A 21,202-nucleotide genomic window follows, 5' to 3' on the forward strand; every position below is an offset into this window, starting at 1 on the left:
TGGCCAACCCGTTTGACTTTGCGGCATTCGCCGACAACACTAAACAGTGCCAACAGATCAGAAAATAAACGGATATATACCCACTTGTAGGGTTGTAGGGAACGCGATTATGTTTGAAGAAAATTTGACGCCGCACACACCGCTTTGGGTCCCTAGCCAAGACCGCATCAAAGCGTCCAATTTAAACCAGTTTATTGAGCACATTAATATGCAAGGTGAGGCGATAGAAAGCTACTCACAACTGCATCTCTGGTCCGTTGCCGAGAGAAAACAATTTTGGTTAGAAGTGTGGCAATTTTGCGATGTGATCGGCTTTCGTGGTAACTGCATTTACGGTGAGGGGATTGCGAGATGGGACGACTTCACCGCTGCCAGAGACACAATTTGGTTTCCCCAAGCACAATTGAACTACGCGGAAAATCTGCTCTCTTATGCGTTTCAACAACCAGAAGGCATTGCCGTTTGGTTTAAAAATGAAAATGGGCAAAGCAAGAAGCTAACATGGCAGCAACTCAGTGATCAGGTTTCTATTATCCAGCAGTGGTTAAAACAAAATGGAGTTGAAAAAGGTGATGTTGTCGCCGGTTACTTACCCTATATGACCGAAACTGTAGTGGCTATGTTAGCGACTACTAGCTTAGGAGCCGTTTGGACATCAACCTCTCCTGATTTCGGTGTCGACAGCGTAGTGGAGCGTTTCGGCCAAGTACAACCCAAAATTTTATTCTGCTGCAATGGGTATACGTTTAATGGCAAAACTCACCTCATGGAAGAAAAAAACGGTCAGATTGCCGATGCTATTTCGAGCCTACACAACATTTGTCAGATCGAATATTTACAGCAACGCTCACTCACGGCTGATTTTAACGACGCTTTTTCTGATTGGAATGCAATTCTCGCAAGTTACCTTCCACGTGGGCTACGCTATGAACGCGTTGGCTTCAATGACCCACTGTTTATCTTGTACTCATCAGGTACGACAGGTAAACCCAAATGCATCGCCCACTCGGTTGGCGGTACGATTTTAAATCATCTCAAAGAGCATCAATTACACTGTGATATTCAACCGGGCGATCGTGTGTTTTATTACACCACTTGTGGGTGGATGATGTGGAACTGGCATGTTTCGGCGCTCGCTAGCGGTGCTACGTTGGTTATTTATGATGGTAGCCCAATGTATCCGCAACCGGGTGTATTGTGGGATTTGGCAGAAGAAGCCAATATCACTTTGTTCGGTACATCGGCCAAATATTTAGAGGCACTGCAAAAAACCGCGTATTCACCGAGCGATTACTACCCTCTCTCCTCACTGAAAACATTATGTTCAACAGGTTCGGTTTTGTACCCAAAACAGTTTGATTATGTATACGCCAACATAAAAGCGGACTTACACCTCGCCTCTATCTCGGGTGGAACCGATATTTGTGGCTGCTTCGTGCTTGGCAACCCCATATCGCCGGTGTATCGAGGAGAATGCCAAGGCGCAGGCTTAGGACTTGATGTCGCCGTATTTAACGACCTTGGTCAACCCGTTATACAACAACGGGGAGAGTTAGTCTGCTGCAACAGTTTCCCTAATCAACCCATCGGGTTTTGGCATGACGATGGCCAACGTTATCACGATGCGTATTGGAGCAAGTTCTCTGGTGTATGGCACCACGGTGATGAAGTTGAGTGGACCGACAATGGGGGAATACGTTTTTATGGGCGCAGTGACACCACCTTAAACCCTGGAGGCGTGCGTATCGGCACGTCGGAAATTTATCAGCAAGTAAATAGCTTGCCTGAAATACAAGATTCGGTCGCAGTGGGTCAGAAAATCGATAATGATGAGCAGATCATCCTTTTTGTACAACTGGCTCCACAGTGCGAACTCAACACCCTACTGGTGAACACCATCAAACAGCGCCTAAGAGAAAACTGCTCCCCTCGTCATGTTCCTGCGCAGATCCATTCCATCAGTGATGTCCCGCGCACCAAATCCGGAAAACTGGTAGAACTCGCGGTGAAGCAAGTACTGCATGGCGAGACAGTCAAAAACTTAGGTGCCATTGCCAATCCTCATGTATTAGAAGAAATCCACGCGCTGTTTAAATAAACATTATTCTTGAAATAAAGGCGATGGAAGTTGATGTAGGCACACAGCGGTAAATATTTCGGCAGCTTGTCAAATAACCCGCATCTTTTCGTGTAATTTGTCAGTATGTCAGTGATATGCTTTTGAAAAAGTTTGGAGGAACCGCCTTTATTTATGGATTATATTCACCTTTCAAGAATCAGTTTAAAACACTTAACAGCGCTACACGTCATGCTCAGTACCCGCAGCGTCACGCAGACAGCAGCCCAGCTCTGCATTAGCCCTTCAAGCATCAGTAAAAACTTGTCGCAATTGCGCATTCTCTTGGAAGATGAACTATTTTATCGTGACGGTACACATTTGATACCTACCCCTTTCGCGCTACAAATGGGCCCCACTGTCCATTCAATCCTCTCTAGCATGAATGGATTGCTGCATCACTCAAATTTCGAACCTCAACATTATCAGGGGAAATACCGCCTTGCGATGCGAGAAAGTGCCTTTGAGTTGTTTGCTCCTATTTTGACAAACGTAATAAAAAATCATGCACCGCAAGCTTCCTTTACTATCTACTCGAAAGATCACTATGGCTTCGACGCCCTGCAAAGCGGGCTGATTGATTTCGTCATTTTGCCACACGATATCAGCCAGCCCCCAACGCGAGACAAAGAACTCGTGTGGGAAGTGATTGCTCACGATGAAATGGTCTGCTTAATGCGTAGTGATCATGCTTTAGCCAATGAAGTACTCACTATCGATCACTACCTTGCTCAATCGCATATCGGCATCATGGACAAAGAGCTGGCTGAACCTTTTTTTGAACAGAATTTAGCTCAATCTCATCGAGCTCGTCATGTTCCGGTTGTTGTTGCTGACTTTGGTGCGGCCGCCATCTTATGCAAGCATACTGACTCACTCTTTACTTGCTCCAAACGCTGGGCGGAACAAGCGATGCAAGCTAAGGGGTTGCTCGTCAAACCGTTACCTTTCAATTATGGGAAAGTGGCTTACAGCTTAGTGTGGAATAAGCCCAGTATGAACGACCAAGCTTTGAAATGGTTGTGTGATCAGCTCAAAAAACCACACTGATGTTTGTGAATCAACATTGAAAATTTAGCTCAATGCTCAAAATAAAGAAGGCCAGCACAATGATAGTGCTGGCCTTCTTTTATTTTTTCTGATGTGCTCTTATTTTTTAATTAACCCTAGCCATGAGTTATTAGTCAACAAACAGAATTATTACTGATAAGTGTCTAAGCGCTTTCTAGAAAGGAACACTATCGTGACACTTATCAATAACTAAAGATTACGCAAGTTGGTTGGTATGGAACAGTGAAATAACGTAAATAAGCCATTCTCAATCTGGAAAACCATTCAATTTATGATGTTATTTCCTACCAATGCCCATCACTACTGGCGCGAGACCTTTTGAGTTTTTAACCTCAAACGCAACTGCGGTTTCGACTTGGCTAAAACCTGCACTTTTCAGCTGTGTCTCAATTTGATTTTGGCTAAGACCATAGTCAGGATCATCTTCTTCAACCAACCAGTCCCAATGAATAAAAACGCCATGCTCATCTAATAGAGAATGAATGATAGTAAATACTTCATTAAGATTCGGCACAAACGCGCACACAGATGAGGCCACAACAAGATCGAATTGTTTGCGAAAGGCCGGATGTTGCGCGACTAGACCACGGGTCAGAAAATCCACCACGGGTTCAACGTTGACCAACTCTTTTTTATCCAACTCTTCAATCATGGCCTCAGAGCCATCTAGCGCGACAATATCTCTGGCATGGCGAGAGATCATTTGGCTCAGCAAACCCGTACCACACCCGAAATCAAGAACATGTTTACCTTCGAGAGTGACCCGTTTCTGCAATTGCTGAAACACATTTTGAGCAAAAAGCGTTGTGGATTCGTCCTGCTCCCACTGAGCTGCACACTCATCCCATTCGTTCGCCATCATGGCCTCCGTGTTACTTCTTGTATTGGGGAAATTTCCCCAAGAATAAACCAAAACTGTGTTACGTTCATAGAGTTACAGCTCAATCTTGACTAAGAAATGATGAACTGGCTTTGATTGGCGAGAAAACCGTCAGTTGGTAGCAGAACATCAGATAGGCAGTGGTACTAAAATTGTTTATGATCAACCCATTATTGTGCCTTAGAGAACGTTATGAACCTTTCTCAAATTGAAGCATTTTTCTCTGTCGCGGACACAGGCTCAGTCTCCGAAGCGGCGCGACAATTAGAATGTAACCGAACCAAACTCAGTATGGCGATTAAAGCGTTGGAGAAAGAGCTCGATACCGCTCTGTTTGTGCGCACTGGCAACAACCTGACCTTATCTGAAGCGGGGAAAGCAATTTATAAAGATTGTGAAAGTGTTTTGGTGACCATTGCACGTATAAAACACACCTGTACGCAAATATCACGGGGCTTCAACGCCGAGATGTGGATTGCCCGTGATGATTCTCTTCCTGATGCCTTGTGGCAAGATTTTGCACACCAGCTGAATAATCGTTTTCCAGCGACCTCGTTCAACCTTGTATTGGCTTCAAGCGGCGACTTAGCCAACTTGATTGCCACTCATCAAGTCGATTTTGCCTTTGGCGTCGATTATGAAAGGATCAACGACCCGCGGATCACGTATCAACCCTTGGGTAAAATCCGGATGATGTCAGTGTGCAAAAGTGACCACCCACTAACTAAGATTTCTCGAGTCACCGACGAAGAACTGCGCAGAGCAATGCAAGCCGTGATGGTCTATTTAAACGAAAAAGATAACCCCGAATTACAACCTTTCTCTCGTCGCTACATTGGCTTTTCCAGTTTCGATTACATGCTCAATACCATTTTGACTGAGAATGCATGGGGCGTATTGCCAGAACCTTTAATTCGCCACTTCCTACGTGAACAAAAGCTAACGGTGATTAAGCACACCTACGGTCTCACTCAAGAAGATTACTGCATGTTTACGGCCACTGGCATGGCCGAACACCCTGGCATGAACTGGTTAGCCGATAAGTTGCGTGACTATTTGTTTGATTTTTAATTTTCGTTGTTTAGTTTTTAAGATGCCCATATTTTGAACAATCTAAAGCGAAGACAGTCAGCGTCAATTATTATGACAGGCAAATAATAACATAACCAATTGTTTTAATTAAAAATAAACTCACAACCCAATATTCAAGCCAACGACCAATACACTTAGAGATTGTCAAAACTGTGCTTTAAGCCAAAATAACAGCATGTTTTCAACAGGTAGTCTTTTATGTGTGCTCGAACAAGAAATAATGAAAATCGCATTTTGACGATTTCAGCCCTTTTAGCTTCTGGCTTTGCTAGCAGTGGTTTGGTAGTTGGTATGCTTGTCGGTTCACTGGTTATCGTGTTTGACGGTGTGTATTCACTGGTTAGTTTGCTGTTAACATTATTGTCGCTGGTGGCGTCACGCTACATTCGTAAACCTTCTGACGCCACTTTTCCTTTTGGACGGGCGGTGCTAGAACCAGCGGTTATTGCCATCAAAGCCAGCGTTATTTTGTTAGTCGTGAGTTATTCGTTGTACTCGGCTGTCATGGCATTGTTTAGCGGTGGTCGAGAAGTGGATGCCTCTATCGCCACTGTTTTTGGCACAGTGAACGTGATTGGTTGTGCGATTGCGTGGTGGTTCATGGTCAACAAGAGTAAACGTTACTCTTCTGGTTTGATTGACGCTGAAGTAAAACAGTGGCAAATGGATACACTACTAAGCGTCGCGGTAACGGTAGGCTTCATTGCCGCTTGGTTGATGACCTTGTCTCCTTGGGCAAAATATGCCGTCTATGCAGACCCAATCATGATGTTATTAATGTCGTTTTACTTTATCAAAGTGCCTTATGACATGCTTAAATCGGCAACGCGTGAATTGTTGATGATGTCACCAAGCAAAGAGATTTGTAAAACCGTGGATCAAGGTGTCATTGCCGTAGGCGAAGAATCAGAGCAAGATATCGAGTTGACTGCGGTGACTAAAGTCGGTCATGAGCTGTGGGTCAATGTCGACATTCGCCCTGATGAGAATGAAATGATTGCACTTGAAGATATCGAAAGTACTCGTCGCTCGCTACATAAGCGTTTATCAAAGCTACCATTCGTACTGCAATTAACCATGAACGTGGCTCGCTAATCAGTCTCAATTAAACGGAAAAAGCCCTCTCGTTCCCGAGAGGGCTTTTTTATACATAGCAAAGCTGTTGCGATGTCAGGCTATTGGCATTTTCTCTTGCACCGTAGATTGACGTTCTCTGGTCGCCCACCAACAAATTAAAGAACCCATCGTCACCATAATCACACCTTGCCAAAAGCTAAACCCAAGCGCTACACCTAAGATTAGCGATGAAAGCAAGGTTGAAATCACTGGCGTGAAATAAGAAAGAGTCGCCAATAACATCATATTCCCGCGCAAGATTGCCACATTCCAAAGTGCATAACCGCTGCCCATCACCACACCCGTTAACGCTAAATTCAAGGTTGCTGGAACGGTAAACACTAAAGTGCTTTCGCTGCTAAGAAAATACTTAATCCAGAGGGCGATAGCCGTAGCCATAAAGAACGGGATAATGGCATTTTGTCCATTGGCTAACTGTTTGGTGATATTGCAATAAACAGCCCAAATAATCGCCCCGCCAAACGCCATGCTATAGGTTAAGGGATTAGTCGCAATATTGGCTGATATTTGCATCACCGAAAACCCACTATCACCAGTAATGGTCCAAGCAACCCCGACAAATGCGAGCGCAACGCTTGGATACACAAGAATATGGACGGGTTTACGGCTGAGAAATACCGCAAACAACACCGTCAAGGCTGGCCACAAATAGTTAATCACCGCCATCTCGAGCGCTTGATGGCGATCATTGGCCATACCTAACGCTAACGCTAAGCAGATTTCGTAGCTCACAAAAAGCGCGCCACCGATCAGAACATAACGCAGAGAAAAGTGTTTGAATTTAGGCACACCCATGACAAGCATCAGAAATACTGAGCTCACAGTGTAAATCAGCGCCGCCCCACCAATTGGGCTAAATTGCTCGGTGACCGTTCTGATTAGCCCCATGAGACAGCTCCACAGCAAGATAGCCGCAACACCAAATAGTGTATGTTTATGCTGCTTCAATGATGCCCTTCCTTAACTGAACTATGCAGGTCAGATGTTCCATTCATTTCTTTTAATGAACGGAGCACTCTCGCTGGTGTGCCTCCGACTAGGCTATCAGCTGGCACATCCTGATTGACCACTGAATTTGCCGCGACAACCGAACGCGCACCAATCGTGACTCCTTGATTAATCACAACGTTGCCACCAATCCATACGTCATCTTCAACCGTAATCGGCTTACAAAATGTTTCCCACAAGCGGCGGCTGCGATAATCCAAAGCATGCGCTGGTGTATAAAACTGGGTGTTAGGGCCAATCAAAACATGATTACCAATCGTGATTTTAGCGCCATCAAGCATAGTGACATTCATGTTGATAAAGGTTTCATCACCAATGGAAATTGTTTCACCGAATTCACAATAGAAAGGAGGCTGCACCACACTTTGTTGGCCAATTTGACGATATAGTTGAGTTTGCAATTGATGGCGGGCTGTAGCATCGGCGCATTGGTTGATCTGCAACAGTAAATGTCCTGCTTTACTACGAATGGCTTCCATTTCTGGGTCTGCACCGTCAAACACCATACCATTCATCATTTTTTCCATTTCGGTCATGAGCCGTTCCTCCTTATGCATCTAGTTTATTTAGACTACTTGGATAAACAAAAGAAAAAAGAGAAAAGCTCACTGTTTCACTTTCCTCTTTAATTTCAACCAACCTGTAACGCACAGGAAAAGGCAAGATCAGAGCATATTGCTTTTTCCTAGTTTTATTGATTGACTGGCTTAAACAATCGCCCAACTGTGAGTCATTGTGACACTATTGCCTAACATTAAGCAGACAGAACAGTACTTTTCTAATGAATCGGTCGTCACTTTTTCAACGACACTAGGGTCAAGATCAACGCCTGATACGTCGAAATGGATATTGACTAGCGTAAAAATCCGCGGTGCGGTTTCACGGCGCTCAGCCGTCAATTTGGCGTTACATGCAGTGACCTGTTGATTGGCCGATTTTAAGCCATCAACCACATCCACAGAGCTACAACCTCCCGCGGCCATAAGAACCATCTCCATCGGGCTAGGCGCGGTTGCACCACCACTGCCATCCATCACCACCGAATGACCAGATTGGGATTGGCCCAAGAACTTGAAATTTTCGACCCACTTTACTTCAGCTTGCATTATTTTTGCTCTCTTCTCTGTGCGATGAAACTACAGGTTATCGGTTGGAAAAATCACGCCCGTTTGGCGGCGTATTTCTGTCAATAATTTGGAAACGGTGAGTGAGCGTAATTTGCATTGCTCATCTATTGTCTTGTTCTGTATCTGATCTGCAAATTTTTGTGCTTCGTAAAACATGCGGTTGGCGTGTTGCTCAATACTCAGATCTTGGGTTTGACCACCACGGTTAATTCTCGTGATGCGGTTGCAGGTAGAGATCATCTCAACGTGCAGTGCGGCCTCTTCACCTTGAATTTCGCTCGGCAAATAGGAGTCACTGGTTTTTGAATGCATTAATAGCACATCAAAACCGTCATATCCTAAGATCACACTGCCGTTACCATCAACCCCCGTCTCCAGTAAATGCGCTTGGGCTTGCACCGATTTAGGCTCACCAAACAGTTCAATGGCTGAGCCCAAACAGTAATAACCAATATCCATGATCGAACCATTAGAGAACTCGGGCAAAAAGGTATTGGGCATCTCACCCTTGAGATATTTAGGGTAACGAGAGGAATACTGGCAGTAGCTGAGCACCGCTTTACGGATAGCGCCAATCTGCGATAGCTCTTGTTTGAGAACGAAAAAATTGGGCAAATGTGGGGTTATAAAGGCCTCGAATAATACTACGCCATGCTGTTTGGCAACTTGATACATCTGCTGTGCTAATGAGAAATCAGAAGCCAGCGGCTTCTCACAGATAACATGTTTGCCCGCTTGCATCATTTGAATCGACTGTGGACCATGCAGTACATTCGGGCTGGCGATGTACACGGCATCCACATTGTCACTCTCACCTAGGCTCTTAAGGTCAGTAAACAAAGCCGGAGCATCGTATTTTTCGGCAAATTGTTTCGCCTTGTCCAGCGAACGGGAATAAACCGCTACTAGCTGAAATTCCCCCGTTTTTAATGCCCCTTCGATAAATTGGTCAGTAATCCAGTTGGTTCCAATAACGGCTAAGCGAATCATCATCATATCCTTTCATTATTTTCACCTATTATCTGGAGTTACTCCGCAGGAAGCAATGTTAACCTCACCACTTATTATTTTCAGGTGGCCATTATTTTCAGGTAACAAAAATAAAGAAAACCCCACTAAGCTCTCGCTTAGTGGGGTTCCAGTTCTTACTCGCAGCAATCCAGCTACTGATAAGTGCTCCCTGCATCAATTCCTTGATAGTCTGCTGATTCCCTCAGCGCATTCCCTTTCATCGCCTTCCTAGCGGTGTCCTTAACTCCGTCGTCCCGACAGATTTGTGCACTTTTCCTTTGCACCGTCCATTAACCTTCCTTGATAACCATCCTAGTTATTCAGCATCCAGCTAATGTCCTTCGCTATCCTTGCCGATCATTCTTCCTGAATTATCGAATCTTCGTCCTGAAGATGACCTATCCTTGGGTCTTTCCTGTTCCGTGTCCGCTTCCTGCTGACAACTTCAGATTACGGATTTCACTTTTTTCAGCAATCCCCCACCTGTTGTTTTTTCTCTACCAGAAAGACACTGAATGAAAATTATCATTTAAATTCAAACAATTATAGGAATTCAATCTCTTTTTATTGCATAGCAAAACGTTAAAGTCTCACGATACGTGTAAGAGATCTCTCACAAACTTAATCCTATAATTGCCTATCGCCGCAGCTAAGATACCCGCACGAAATGAGATAGAGCTCTCACTCTAATACTGATTGGCACGGCTGAATTCTATTTAGAAATGAGAATTGCTCTAGACTAAGTGTGAGAAAACTAGGATATTAATGTCGATCTTAATCACACATCTCCCTCGCTACTGAGGAAATGCAAGAAAATCGTCAGAGGAACAACACATGATTTCGAAATGGGCACAGCGCTTTTACCAAATGGCAGAACTTGTTGGCTCTTGGAGTAAAGATCCCTCCACGCAAGTCGGCGCAGTGATCACTAAGCAAAATCGCATCGTTTCGGTTGGATTTAACGGTTACCCACATGGTATTTCAGACAGTGCAGGCACCGATGATCGTGATATGAAATACCTCAAAACACTGCATGCTGAGGAAAATGCCATCCTATTCGCCAAGCGTGATTTGGATGGTTGCGAAATTTATGTGACACATTTTCCTTGCCCAAACTGTGCAGCAAAAATCATTCAAACTGGGATTTCCGCAGTGCACTGCCCAGAGCAAACAGAAGACTTTTTATCCCGTTGGGGTGATAAGATCAAAGTCAGCCAAGATATGTTTTTACAAGCGGGTGTTAAAGTAAACTGGCTACCGCTTAGTGATTTGAAATAATTAATCAATGGTCAAAAAAACCGCCCTGCCAAATTGGAAGGGCGGTTTTTTCTTTTAACGAGTTAGCGTGACAACTTTTACTGAAGCTGAATTTTCTTAATCATCCCAGCTTCAGCATGGCCGGGTATATTGCAGGCGAACTCAACATTATTATCACCATGGAAGTGCCATAACAGTTGTTTCGCTTTACCCGGTGCCACGGTGACGGCACTGCCACCATCATGTTTATGATTGCCCATTTGGCGCATCATTTCTCGGTGTTTTAGCTGCTCGTCGGCTGAACCAATCGAAAATTCGTGCTCAATTTTACCTGTGTTCATAACGACAAATTGCACCACATCATCGGGTTCAATATTCACCTCCTTTTTGAAGGTGATTTTCATGTCATCCGAGAGTAAAACATGCACCACTTTATCGGGTTTGGCTCCTTTGGCAGGCATGCCGACTTCTGACATGTCATCCATCGCCATGTTCATCGTGTCTGTTTGCTTCATCACCATGCTGCCATGATCCATTTTGCTATGATCCATTTCAGCCATGGCAGAAGAGGTGAACAACGCCAGTGAAAGTGTAATTAGTGTTTTTTTCATTTTGATTTTCCTTAAATTCATCCAGTTACTATTTATTTTCCGATTAGTGCTTAGCTTTTACTTTGCCAACTGCACGCTATTTGAGTGTTGCGATTTCACGGTTTTTCCATAACTTGAATACCGCAGGTAGAACCAATAATGTGAGCAATAGTGCTGAAGCCATGCCTCCAATCATGGGGGCGACAATGCGCTGCATTACCTCCGAACCGGTTCCCGTGCCATACATAATCGGGATCAGGCCAATAATAACTGTCAGTACCGTCATCATGACTGGGCGCACGCGCTGTCCTGCTCCTTCGCCAATGGCATTGATGAGATCTTGGCTGTCAATGACCGCACCATTTTCTTGCGCATCAATTTTTTTGTAGTGCCAAGCTTGGTTTAAATAAACGAGCATGATCACGCCAATTTCTACCGCAACACCTGAAAGTGCAATAAAGCCCACTCCCACGGCGATTGAAAAGTTGTAGCCAAGGTAGTGCATCAACCACACGCCACCCACCATCGCCAGCGGCAATGTCGCCATAATGATCAACACTTCTCCGATTCGACGGAAACTGAAATAGAGTAGCAACATGATGATTGCGATCGTGATCGGTGCGACGACACTCAAGCGTGCTTTTGCTCGCTCCATGTATTCATATTGACCAGACCATACGAGAGAATATCCTGCTGGCAGTTGTAATTGCTCCGCTACCGCTTGTTGCGCCTCTGCCACATATGAACCGAGATCGCGTCCATCAATATCGACAAAGACCCAGCCGTTTGGCCGTGCGTTTTCGGTTTTGATCATCGGCGGGCCGTCTTCGTATCGAATATCAGCCACATCGGCCAAGGCCAAACGTGCACCGTTTTGAGTCACCAAAGGTAAATTTTGCAGCTTCACTACCGAATCACGGTAATCTTGCGGGTAACGTACATTGATCGGGTAACGCTCTAACCCCTCAATGGTTTCCCCTACATTCATGCCCCCCACTGCGGTTGAAACCACTTGTTGCACATCTTTAATGCTTAGCCCATAGCGCGCCGCTTGTAACCGATTGATGTCTATCGTTACATAACGTCCACCAGCCACACGTTCAGCATAAACCGATGCCGTGCCTTGAACGCGGTTAAGGATAGGTTCAAGCTGCGCACCGATGGTTTCAATCTGTTTGAGATCGGGACCCGCTATCTTGATACCAATCGGCGTTTTGATCCCTGTAGCTAACATATCGATGCGTGTTTTGATTGGCATCACCCACGCGTTGGTTAACCCCGGAAATTGCACTAAGCTGTCAAATTCCTTACGTAGCGATTCTGTGGTTACGCCTTCACGCCATTGATCCCGAGGTTTAAGTTGGATCACCGTTTCAATCATGGTTAAGGGCGCGGGATCGGTTGCGGTTTCTGCACGCCCCATTTTGCCCCACACGGTTTTGACCTCTGGTACGGTTTTGATGAGTTTATTGGTTTGCTGCAATAGCTCACGCGCCTTACCAATCGAGATCCCCGGATAGGTTGTCGGCATGTACATGAGATCGCCTTCATCTAATGGCGGAATAAACTCACTGCCTAATTTGCTCATTGGGTAATAAGCGGAAGCCATTAATGCCAAAGCCAATACAATCATGCTTTTGGGATAACGCAAACTCAGGTTGAGTAGTGGACGATAAAGTGCCACAAGCCCTTTATTGATAGGATTTTTGTGCTCGGAAATAATATTGCCACGCACAAAATAGCCCATAAGAACAGGGACAAGCGTGATCGCTAAACCTGCGGCGGCGGCCATGGCATAGGTTTTAGTAAACGCCAATGGCGAGAACATCTTGCCTTCTTGGCCTTCGAGTGCAAAAACGGGCACAAAACTTAACGTAATGATAAGTAGTGAGAAAAATAGTGGCGCACCGACTTCTTCAGCGGCTTTGCCAATCACCTGCCAGCGATTTTTGTCGGTCAGTGGGGTGCGTTCAATATGTTTATGCACATTTTCGATCATCACAATCGCCCCGTCGACCATAGCACCGATAGCAATGGCGATCCCCCCAAGTGACATGATATTGGCATTGATACCTTGCCAATGCATCACAATAAAAGCCAATAGAATGCCCACGGGCAAACTCAAAGCAATCACTAATGATGAGCGGATATGGAATAAAAACAGCGCACACACGACCGCAACGACAATGAACTCTTCTGCTAGCTTATGCCAAAGGTTTTCAACGGCTTGATTGATCAAGGTTGAACGATCATAAGTGGCAACAATTTCGACACCTTCCGGTAAGCTGCGTTGGAGATCAGTCAATTTCGCTTTGACGTCATCAATCACTTGGCTAGCATTTTCGCCAAAACGCATCACGATCACGCCTCCAACCGCTTCTCCTTCACCGTTAAACTCAGAAATACCACGACGCATTTGTGGGCCAAGGTTAATATCCGCCACATCACCTAACAATAATGGCGTTCCTTTGTCGGTCACTTTCAGTGGTAGCGCTTTAATGTCATCAATACTGGTCAGATAGCCACTGGTGCGTACCATGTGTTCGGCTTCCGCAACCTCAATCACTGACGCTCCCGACTCTTGGTTACCATTTTGGATCGCCGCATTGATTTGTTGCAAAGTCAGGTTATAAGCGCGTAGCTTTGCCGGATCAATTTGCACTTGATACTGCTTAACCATGCCGCCAACGGTAGCCACTTCGGAGACACCATTCACCGTTTGCAGCTCGTACTTCAAAAACCAATCTTGCAAACTGCGTAGCTGCGCAAGATCGTGTTGGCCGGTTTTATCTTGCAGTACATAACTGTAGATCCAGCCAACCCCCGTCGCATCCGGCCCCAAGGTTGGTTTGGCATTGGGTGGCAGTTTTGGCGTCACTTGGCTTAGATATTCCAATACCCGCGAGCGAGCCCAATACATATCGGTTTTATCATCAAAGATGATGTAGACGTAGGAATCACCGAAGAATGAATAGCCACGGACCGTTTCTGCCCCCGGAACGGCAAGCATCGCCGTTGTGAGCGGGTAAGTGACCTGATCTTCCACTACCTGCGGCGCTTGGCCGGGATAGCTGGTTTTGATGATCACTTGCACATCTGAGAGATCCGGTAAAGCATCAACAGGCGTGTTCTTTACACTGTAAAGTCCGCCCAAAGTGAGAAACAGAGCCGCCACCAACACCAAAAAACGGTTATTGATCGACCAACGAATAATCGCACCGATCATTGTTGACCTCCTAACGTTTCTGCTGCAGTCATGTTCGTCGCACTACTTGCCTGCTCACTCGCTTCCAGTGCTTTTAGTACATATTCGTCACCCTGTTTTGCCACTAGAAATCGAACCGTTTGCCCTTCAGCAAATAAGCTGAGATCCAACGCCTCCTCGACCGTGAAATTGATCTGACCTGCTTGCCAACCCCATTTGCTTACTGGTTTGTAATTGAGAGTGATCATCCCAAAATCTGCCATCAATGTGCTGACATCACCCGTTAACCACGCTTCATTGGCAGCTTCCACTCCGTTAATTCGCGACAAATCAGCGCTTTGGCTCGACTCCGAATCCAGCAGAAAATGCGCCGACGTGACGACCGTGTCTTGCTCCGTTAACCCTTGTAAAACTTCAAGGCGTTCGCCTGCTTCGCGGCCAACTTTAATCCTTGCTGAGCGGTATTTGCCATTTCCTTCAGCAAGTACGACCCGCGTCATGCCGCCCGAATGAATAACTGCTGATTTAGGAATGGTGAGCACCGCTTGTTGCGATACGGGCTGCAAAGCGATATTGGCGAACATGTTAGGCTTCAACTCACCCTTCGGATTGAGAAATTTCAAACGCATACGCAGCGTTCGGGTTTTCGGATCCAAAATGGGATAAACGTAATCGATCTTCCCTTGCCACTCCTTGCCGGGAAGAGCATCCAGTGTCATTGACGCTAAACTACCCGACGTAATCCAATGTGCTTGGCGCTCAAATACCTCAGCATCGACCCACACTTCGTTTAAAGGGCCTGCGCTTATCACCGCTTGCGCTGGCGATAAGTAACCCCCTTCGCGAATATTCAAACTCGCAATCACCCCATCAGCAATGGCTTTGACCTCTATCGATTGAGTGGCTTTGCCTCGAGCGATAATCTGTTTGATCTGTGCACGATCAACCCCCAGTGAAACCAAACGCTCGGTTGCGCCTTTCAGTAAACTTTCACGGCCGGCTCGATGAGCATTTAACAGCTCCTCCTGCGCTTTAACTAGCTCTGGTGAGTAGAGCGTAAATAAGACATCGCCTTTACGAACCCTCTCTCCAACCGCATTAATATTCAGTTTTTCAACCCAACCAGCCACGCGAACATTCGTTTGCCACAATAAACTGTCATCAAATGCAATGTAGCCGACTGTCTCAATGCGTGGAGATAACTGTGCAAACACCACGGGTTCGGTTTTCACACCCAAGTTATTTTCGACCGCAGCACTGATGGTCACCGTACCGCTATGCTCTTGTGCTTGCGTCGACGATTCGGTGTACACCGGGATGAGATCCATCCCCATCGGCGACTTACCCGGTTTATCGCGTTTGTAGTTCGGATCCATCGGCGCAACCCAATACAGCGGTTCAGACGTCGCATTGGCTGAGTTCATCGCCTCCATATCGTGACCAGACAGGTACTGATTGATGCCAAACCCCAGTAATCCACCTATCGCTAAGGAAAGTACGGCTATGTTTAATGATTTCATTGAGTTCTCCTACTTTTCTACAGGCGTAAGTGTTTCTAAAGAGGTAAGTTTTTCTACAGACGTAAGTGAAGGCGCACTAACTTGAAAATCGAACCCATTTAACAGATAAGCGAGGTTACTTTGGGTTAGGTTTAAATCGGTCATTAGGCGCATTTGTTCTAATTGCAGCGCTAGTTCATCGCTGGCGGCACTGACGACATCATTAAACTGGGAGGTATTGTTTTCGTAGCCTCTCTCAACCGCTTGAGTGCGCGCTTTCGCTTGCGTTAGTAAGGTGGTTTGATAGCGTGCTAAACGCTGTTCGAGGTTCGTTTTATCAACCAATAAGGCATTCACTTTGGCGTTCATCTGCGCCAATAGAACATCACGCTGTGATTTAGCCGCGCCCACTTGATATTGCGCCGCCGCGTGGTTTCTATCTTGGCGGTTACCCGTAAACAGCGGGATATCCATGGTGAGATAGGCACTGACCATGTCGGCTGCTGGTACGCCTTGCATGCTGCTTGCCTGACGATAGGCGTACATCACTTCCACACCAAACTGAGGCTGATAGGCCGTTTGTGCTATTTCGACTTGCGTTTGGTTGGTGTGAATTGCCGCTTCTGCCATGCCGACCATCGGGTGAGTGACCAATAAAGCATAGTGAGTGGTGCTGTCATTAATGGCAGCCAATTGCGCTTCCAAACGGGACCAGTTCACTGACTCTTCAGCTGTTAGCATAGGTTGTTCAACCAACCAAGCACTACCTAACCATTCAGATAATTGCGACACAATGCGTTGCTGCATTTGTTGATTGGCTTGTAATTTTTCGTCCAATTTGGAAACTTGTAACTGCGCTTGCAGCAGATCTTGCGCTTCGCTTTTACCTAATGAATAGTTCGTTTCAATAAAACCAGCCAGCTCACGCATTAAGGTTTGGTTTGCCCGCACGATACGTTCAGCGCGTTGTTGGTAGCCTAACTCTAACCATAATTGAGTCATGCTGCTTGCCACTTCCAGCTCACGTAAATTAACCTGAAGCGCAACGCCAGTGGCTTGTTGCTTTGCTTTTTTCGCTTGTAATGCCAAGCTTGAACCCCGTTCAAACTGCTGCATTAAGCCCACAGAAATGTTAGTCATAGGATCTTCATCAAACTTAAAACTATCAATGGGCAAACCACCAAAGCCAACTTTGATCTTAGGATCCATCAGGGTTGAACTGGCCATTCCAGTTTCTTGTATTGCTTGAGATTGAGCAAAATATTGCTTGCGGACGGCATCATTCGCTAATGCAGCGTCAATCAGCTGAGCTAATTGTTTTGCATGCGAATCAGGCTGAGCCATCGCGGCTTGTGAGGCTGCATTCACCATCAAGGGGAATGACAAAACGCCCACTATACTGATCGACCAAGCGATCACAGAGAGTTTAAGGTTCACAATAAAATTCCATCTTTCATGCATCGCAAAAGGTTGAGATGCAACAGAGAGTCACGCACCTAGTTAAAGGCCGCACAAACACGCCATAGGCGTAATGAAAGAGAAATTAAACGATAGGGGGACGGTAAAGTGAGCGAGCTACCATCACAATGCCACGCGTTGCTTCTGCATTGATCAACAATAAAACCGCGTGAGGTGTGAAGGGTTGGTGTTCAGTGATAAAGAAAGCTAACGTGGTCATGCACATGACGCTGCAACAGGAATCAACACCTTGGTCGCTGTGATCGATACAATCGTTACTCATCGCTGATGAAGTCATGTCACTTGCATCGGAATCATGGTGCGCAGCGTTCATATTTGAGCAGTGTTGCGGCGGGTTTGCATCGTCAGTCACTGAATGGGATACAGCCGAAGTCGGTGACATTGTGATCGCCATTAAAGGTGCGCTAGACACTAAGCTTGAAGCAAGCAGCGTCATCATCACCAACATGGAGACCCAAATTGTATGCAGCGAAAGTTGCATATCCAATATCACTATCTGACTGAAAACTCCCACAGACTAAAGCTTACCCTAGGGGTAAGGTCAATTAATTTAAATTTCGAAAATCGATAAAAATAGCGATTAGGCTATCTTCTCAAGAGTTCGCCACTTGCAGATCGCTAAAAATATCAAAAAGTTGCTTGGATTTATAAGGTTTGGGCAAATACGCATCCATGCCCGCGTCAAAGCAGCTTTTAATATCCTCCTCCAAAACGCTGGCGGTTAAGGCGATAATGGGTAATTTTTCAACGCCTTGCTCTTTTTCCCATTCGCGGATTTTCTTAGTCGCGGTTAAGCCATCCATCACTGGCATCATGCAATCCATTAACACCGCAGCAAAATGTCCCCCTTGGGTGATGGCATCTACCGCTTCTTGCCCGTTGTTGGCCACCACATAACCAATCCCTGCTTTTTCAAGGAAGAAGCTGGCGATTTTTTGGTTCATCAAATTGTCTTCAACAATCAAAATACGCTTATGATTGCACTCTAAGTAGTCTAACTGACTCTCCTCGACTGGCGTTAAAGCCGTTTCTGTATCGGCCACTAATGCTTTGAGGGCACGTTCAAAACGCGCCCCTAAAAAAGGCAACGTGATACTTGCCTGCGCAAGATGAATTGCGTCTTTGTTGACGAACAAGTGATGCTGCAGAACCACTATTTTTGCACTGGAAAAATGCTCACGCAGCGCAATGAGATCCGATTGCATGCTGCGGCTTAAGCTTTGGCAATATAAAATACATACGGCGCTAAACCCACTCTTGACTGCTTGTTCAACATCACGCGCTTCATTGAGTTGAATCCCCCATTGAACGCATTCACGCCGAATAGCAGATGAGTAGTTAGACATATTGGTAATTAACAACGCCTGCGTGGCAAGAGGCTCAACTTGCGGCTGATCTTCGGCAACCTCAATGGGAACGACAAATTCAAAGCAGCTACCTAAGCCTTTAGTGGACTGTACATGAATGTCACCCTGTATCAGATCGACTAATTGACGGCAGATAGCCAACCCTAGCCCAGTCCCTCCAAAACGACGGGTAATACTGCTATCTTCTTGAATAAAGGGATCAAAAATCGTATTCAACATCTCTTTATCGATGCCACTTCCCGTATCGGATACAGCAAAACGTATCGAGGTTATATCGCCCGTTTCTAAGGTTAAGCCAGTGTTGACATAGCCATCTTTGGTAAATTTCACCGCATTGGACAACAAGTTCATCAAGACCTGCTTCAGACGATATTCATCCGCGATGATAAAACGAGGTAATGCAGGGTCGAGATAAATATTAAGCTCAATATGCTGGCTCAACGCTTTCGCGTTCACCAAGTTCACCGTGTCGTATACCAATTCAGCGAGTTCAAAGCGATGTGGAGCAAGCTCCAAGTTGCCTGATTCAATTTTAGATAAATCGAGAATATCGTTAATCAAGATCAGCAACGCTTGCGAAGAGGTATCAATATCGGCCAGGATTTCACGCTCATTCCCCGTAAACTCGCTGCGTGACAATATTTCAGTCATACCGATGATTCCATTAAGAGGCGTTCGGATCTCATGCGACATATTGGCTAAGAACGCGCTTTTGGCTCGATTAGCGGCAATTGCCGCTTCCTTTGTTTCCACCAAAGCACTCTCGTACTGTTGCTGTTTCTCAATAATATGGTTGAGATTGATCGTAAAACGGGAAAACTCATCTTTGCCATCAATCGGGATCTGTTCAATGCCGTTCTGCTTTTCACGCAATCGACTCATGGTATTGATGATCCGCTTGAGCTTTGACGAGATGCGAGATGAGGTACTTGCTCCTAGCACAAACAGCAGCGCCAACACGGCCAACAGCGATGCCGATATACTTAACATACTCATTTTTTCTTGCTGGAGACGCACATTCAGTTGAGCCGATAAGTGTTGGTTGACACTTTGCACCAGTTTATCTATCGCCAAGTAACGCTCTTCCACATTTTTGACATAAGAAGCTAATGCTTGAGGATCGGCTTCATTACTAACGATTTTTTCGCGAATCAAAGCGGCTTGGCGAAATTCAGGTTGCGTAAACAACTGCACCAGTTGTTCGAGTTGAGCGCCGTTATCAATGATACGTTCGAAGTATTGTTGCTGGCGCTCAACAGCTTGAAAGTATTCTGTTTGTCGAGATTGAAACACCTCTTGCTCCATGGTTAATTCTTTGATTAACCACGCCTCTTTTTGCACCCAAAATGCAAACCAATGTAGGTCGCTATACACCAGATCCAAGGTATGGATATCAACAGGCGCAAGAAAACTGTTGGTTTTTTGCAGCTCGGCCATCACTTCATACAAAAGATTAAATACTTGGCGGCCTAATTCTAGGGTCTCGCTTTGTGAGGCCGACGGCAACTCATCCAACAAATGGTGAAGGTCAAGCACACGGTTTTCTATCAATGTACGGTTGCTTTTACTCCCAAAATGACTATTTGTAGAACCTGTATCCAGCACAATTTTATCCAGCGATTCAGCTAGCTCCTGCTTGAGCTGCGGCCGAGAGTCCTCGCTATTTTCGCTGCGCAGCTGCGCACTGAGCAAGGTATAAAAAAGGGCTGAACTGGTGGTGACCTGATTGATTGCTCCAATCTTTTGGTTCAACACATGGTATGTGTCTAAACGGCTTTCAAATGGGAGGAATAGACGCCATGCCACAGCCAAAATAACCAGTGTTGGAATGAGGCAGAGTAAGAACAAGCGTGCCTTAATTGAGAAGTGGGTAAGTATTACCATTGTTATCATCCTTGGAAGTAATACATCCTAGCCAATGGTTAAATAGTAGACGTTATTTTATGCATCTGCGCTCTTATTAAGATAAAACCAGCGCAGTAACGAAAGCAATGCCCGTCACGATTCATCCAATAAGTGTGATGGTGAATTAGCCGAAAACTCACCACATTTTAAGATAACAATTTGAATCTAATCTCATTTTTATGAAAAAGAAAAACCATTCCACATCAAATATTTGAAGCAGACCATTATCATCACAAAATAAGTCGCGACTTTAGAATTTGTCAACATCTCTAACCACCGCCAAAAACCACTCAATACGCTGATTTTTACCTAGTTTTCAGTAAAAAATGTTGCCATTATTTTTGCTAGCAGAATAACCATTCCACATTTACAATCCGACCACATAAAAACAACAATAAACATCGACTTGTATCTCAGCACAGATGACCGTGTAAGATACGCGTTCACCAGCCCTACAC

Annotated in this window: 16 protein-coding genes; 5 read left to right on the plus strand and 11 right to left on the minus strand. The window is 45.4% G+C overall.

The annotated features are described in order from the left end of the window. Positions 1 to 124: 124 nt before the first annotated feature. Positions 125 to 2,098 carry an acetoacetate--CoA ligase gene (locus AACT18_RS11020; RefSeq protein ID WP_176428365.1) on the plus strand — a complete coding sequence of 658 codons (1,974 nt, stop codon included), beginning with the start codon at positions 125 to 127 and terminating at the stop codon, positions 2,096 to 2,098. Between the two features lie 153 nt (positions 2,099 to 2,251). Continuing rightward, complete coding sequence (locus AACT18_RS11025) at positions 2,252 to 3,166, plus strand: LysR family transcriptional regulator (RefSeq protein WP_040122741.1); 915 nt, start codon at positions 2,252 to 2,254, stop codon at positions 3,164 to 3,166. Between the two features lie 298 nt (positions 3,167 to 3,464). On the opposite strand, the gene AACT18_RS11030 is transcribed toward AACT18_RS11025, so the two are convergent. After that, positions 3,465 to 4,046, minus strand: coding sequence for a class I SAM-dependent DNA methyltransferase (locus tag AACT18_RS11030; RefSeq protein ID WP_237666671.1), 582 nt, complete (start codon positions 4,044 to 4,046; stop codon positions 3,465 to 3,467). Between the two features lie 213 nt (positions 4,047 to 4,259). On the opposite strand from AACT18_RS11030, the gene AACT18_RS11035 reads away from it, so the two are divergent. Together AACT18_RS11035 and AACT18_RS11040 are read left to right on the plus strand one after the other, a co-directional pair. Continuing rightward, a complete protein-coding gene (locus tag AACT18_RS11035; protein WP_010319645.1) occupies positions 4,260 to 5,138 on the plus strand; it encodes a LysR family transcriptional regulator in 879 nt (292 codons plus the stop codon). 219 nt (positions 5,139 to 5,357) lie between these two features. Further along, a complete protein-coding gene (locus tag AACT18_RS11040; protein ID WP_064626630.1) occupies positions 5,358 to 6,254 on the plus strand; it encodes a cation diffusion facilitator family transporter in 897 nt (298 codons plus the stop codon). 75 nt (positions 6,255 to 6,329) lie between these two features. Here AACT18_RS11040 and yddG read toward each other — a convergent pair whose 3' ends face one another. The 4 genes from yddG to AACT18_RS11060 form a co-directional block, all read right to left on the minus strand. After that, positions 6,330 to 7,244 (minus strand): aromatic amino acid DMT transporter YddG, encoded by a 915-nt coding sequence (gene yddG / locus AACT18_RS11045; protein ID WP_094125969.1) that lies wholly within the window; start codon positions 7,242 to 7,244, stop codon positions 6,330 to 6,332. After that, positions 7,241 to 7,840, minus strand: a complete 600-nt coding sequence (locus AACT18_RS11050; RefSeq protein WP_026028176.1) for a sugar O-acetyltransferase — start codon at positions 7,838 to 7,840, stop codon at positions 7,241 to 7,243. The genes yddG and AACT18_RS11050 overlap by 4 nt, the downstream gene beginning before the upstream one ends. A gap of 171 nt (positions 7,841 to 8,011) precedes the next feature. Next, positions 8,012 to 8,410 (minus strand): OsmC family protein, encoded by a 399-nt coding sequence (locus AACT18_RS11055; protein ID WP_094125970.1) that lies wholly within the window; start codon positions 8,408 to 8,410, stop codon positions 8,012 to 8,014. Between the two features lie 30 nt (positions 8,411 to 8,440). Beyond that, on the minus strand, positions 8,441 to 9,427 hold the full coding sequence (locus AACT18_RS11060; protein WP_094125971.1) for a Gfo/Idh/MocA family protein: 987 nt from the start codon (positions 9,425 to 9,427) through the stop codon (positions 8,441 to 8,443). Positions 9,428 to 10,276: 849 nt separating this feature from the next. Here AACT18_RS11060 and AACT18_RS11065 point away from each other — a divergent pair. Continuing rightward, positions 10,277 to 10,720 (plus strand): dCMP deaminase family protein, encoded by a 444-nt coding sequence (locus tag AACT18_RS11065; RefSeq protein WP_010319355.1) that lies wholly within the window; start codon positions 10,277 to 10,279, stop codon positions 10,718 to 10,720. Between the two features lie 77 nt (positions 10,721 to 10,797). Here the strand turns inward: AACT18_RS11065 and copI are convergent, their stop codons facing one another. From copI to AACT18_RS11095, 6 genes are all read right to left on the minus strand, one after another. Then, positions 10,798 to 11,310 (minus strand): copper-resistant cuproprotein CopI, encoded by a 513-nt coding sequence (gene copI / locus AACT18_RS11070; RefSeq protein ID WP_303396198.1) that lies wholly within the window; start codon positions 11,308 to 11,310, stop codon positions 10,798 to 10,800. Between the two features lie 76 nt (positions 11,311 to 11,386). After that, entirely contained in the window at positions 11,387 to 14,515 is a 3,129-nt protein-coding gene (locus tag AACT18_RS11075) for an efflux RND transporter permease subunit (protein WP_094125605.1), read from the minus strand. Next, positions 14,512 to 16,014, minus strand: a complete 1,503-nt coding sequence (locus tag AACT18_RS11080) for an efflux RND transporter periplasmic adaptor subunit (protein ID WP_094125606.1) — start codon at positions 16,012 to 16,014, stop codon at positions 14,512 to 14,514. Before AACT18_RS11080 ends, AACT18_RS11075 begins: the two co-directional genes overlap by 4 nt. A 9-nt stretch (positions 16,015 to 16,023) precedes the next feature. Continuing rightward, positions 16,024 to 17,454, minus strand: a complete 1,431-nt coding sequence (locus AACT18_RS11085; RefSeq protein WP_094125607.1) for a TolC family protein — start codon at positions 17,452 to 17,454, stop codon at positions 16,024 to 16,026. 82 nt (positions 17,455 to 17,536) lie between these two features. Next, complete coding sequence (locus AACT18_RS11090; RefSeq protein WP_094125608.1) at positions 17,537 to 17,953, minus strand: hypothetical protein; 417 nt, start codon at positions 17,951 to 17,953, stop codon at positions 17,537 to 17,539. A gap of 112 nt (positions 17,954 to 18,065) precedes the next feature. Further along, positions 18,066 to 20,732 (minus strand): ATP-binding protein, encoded by a 2,667-nt coding sequence (locus AACT18_RS11095; RefSeq protein WP_094125609.1) that lies wholly within the window; start codon positions 20,730 to 20,732, stop codon positions 18,066 to 18,068. Positions 20,733 to 21,202: the final 470 nt, after the last annotated feature.

This window comes from Vibrio sp. V04_P4A5T148 (assembly GCF_963875605.1).
Taxonomy (GTDB): Bacteria; Pseudomonadota; Gammaproteobacteria; order Enterobacterales; family Vibrionaceae; genus Vibrio; species Vibrio anguillarum.

Excerpts from the sequence above, each read along its gene's own strand:
- AACT18_RS11080 (WP_094125606.1), bottom strand. The coding sequence starts at position 16,014 with ATGAAATCATTAAACATAGCCGTACTTTCCTTAGCGATAGGTGGATTA.
- AACT18_RS11095 (WP_094125609.1), bottom strand. The coding sequence starts at position 20,732 with ATGATAACAATGGTAATACTTACCCACTTCTCAATTAAGGCACGCTTG.
- AACT18_RS11035 (WP_010319645.1), top strand. The coding sequence starts at position 4,260 with ATGAACCTTTCTCAAATTGAAGCATTTTTCTCTGTCGCGGACACAGGC.
- AACT18_RS11030 (WP_237666671.1), bottom strand. The coding sequence starts at position 4,046 with ATGGCGAACGAATGGGATGAGTGTGCAGCTCAGTGGGAGCAGGACGAA.
- copI (WP_303396198.1), bottom strand. The coding sequence starts at position 11,310 with ATGAAAAAAACACTAATTACACTTTCACTGGCGTTGTTCACCTCTTCT.
- AACT18_RS11025 (WP_040122741.1), top strand. The coding sequence starts at position 2,252 with ATGGATTATATTCACCTTTCAAGAATCAGTTTAAAACACTTAACAGCG.
- AACT18_RS11040 (WP_064626630.1), top strand. The coding sequence starts at position 5,358 with ATGTGTGCTCGAACAAGAAATAATGAAAATCGCATTTTGACGATTTCA.
- AACT18_RS11055 (WP_094125970.1), bottom strand. The coding sequence starts at position 8,410 with ATGCAAGCTGAAGTAAAGTGGGTCGAAAATTTCAAGTTCTTGGGCCAA.
- AACT18_RS11085 (WP_094125607.1), bottom strand. The coding sequence starts at position 17,454 with ATGCATGAAAGATGGAATTTTATTGTGAACCTTAAACTCTCTGTGATC.
- AACT18_RS11090 (WP_094125608.1), bottom strand. The coding sequence starts at position 17,953 with ATGCAACTTTCGCTGCATACAATTTGGGTCTCCATGTTGGTGATGATG.
- AACT18_RS11060 (WP_094125971.1), bottom strand. The coding sequence starts at position 9,427 with ATGATGATGATTCGCTTAGCCGTTATTGGAACCAACTGGATTACTGAC.
- AACT18_RS11065 (WP_010319355.1), top strand. The coding sequence starts at position 10,277 with ATGATTTCGAAATGGGCACAGCGCTTTTACCAAATGGCAGAACTTGTT.
- AACT18_RS11050 (WP_026028176.1), bottom strand. The coding sequence starts at position 7,840 with ATGACCGAAATGGAAAAAATGATGAATGGTATGGTGTTTGACGGTGCA.
- AACT18_RS11075 (WP_094125605.1), bottom strand. The coding sequence starts at position 14,515 with ATGATCGGTGCGATTATTCGTTGGTCGATCAATAACCGTTTTTTGGTG.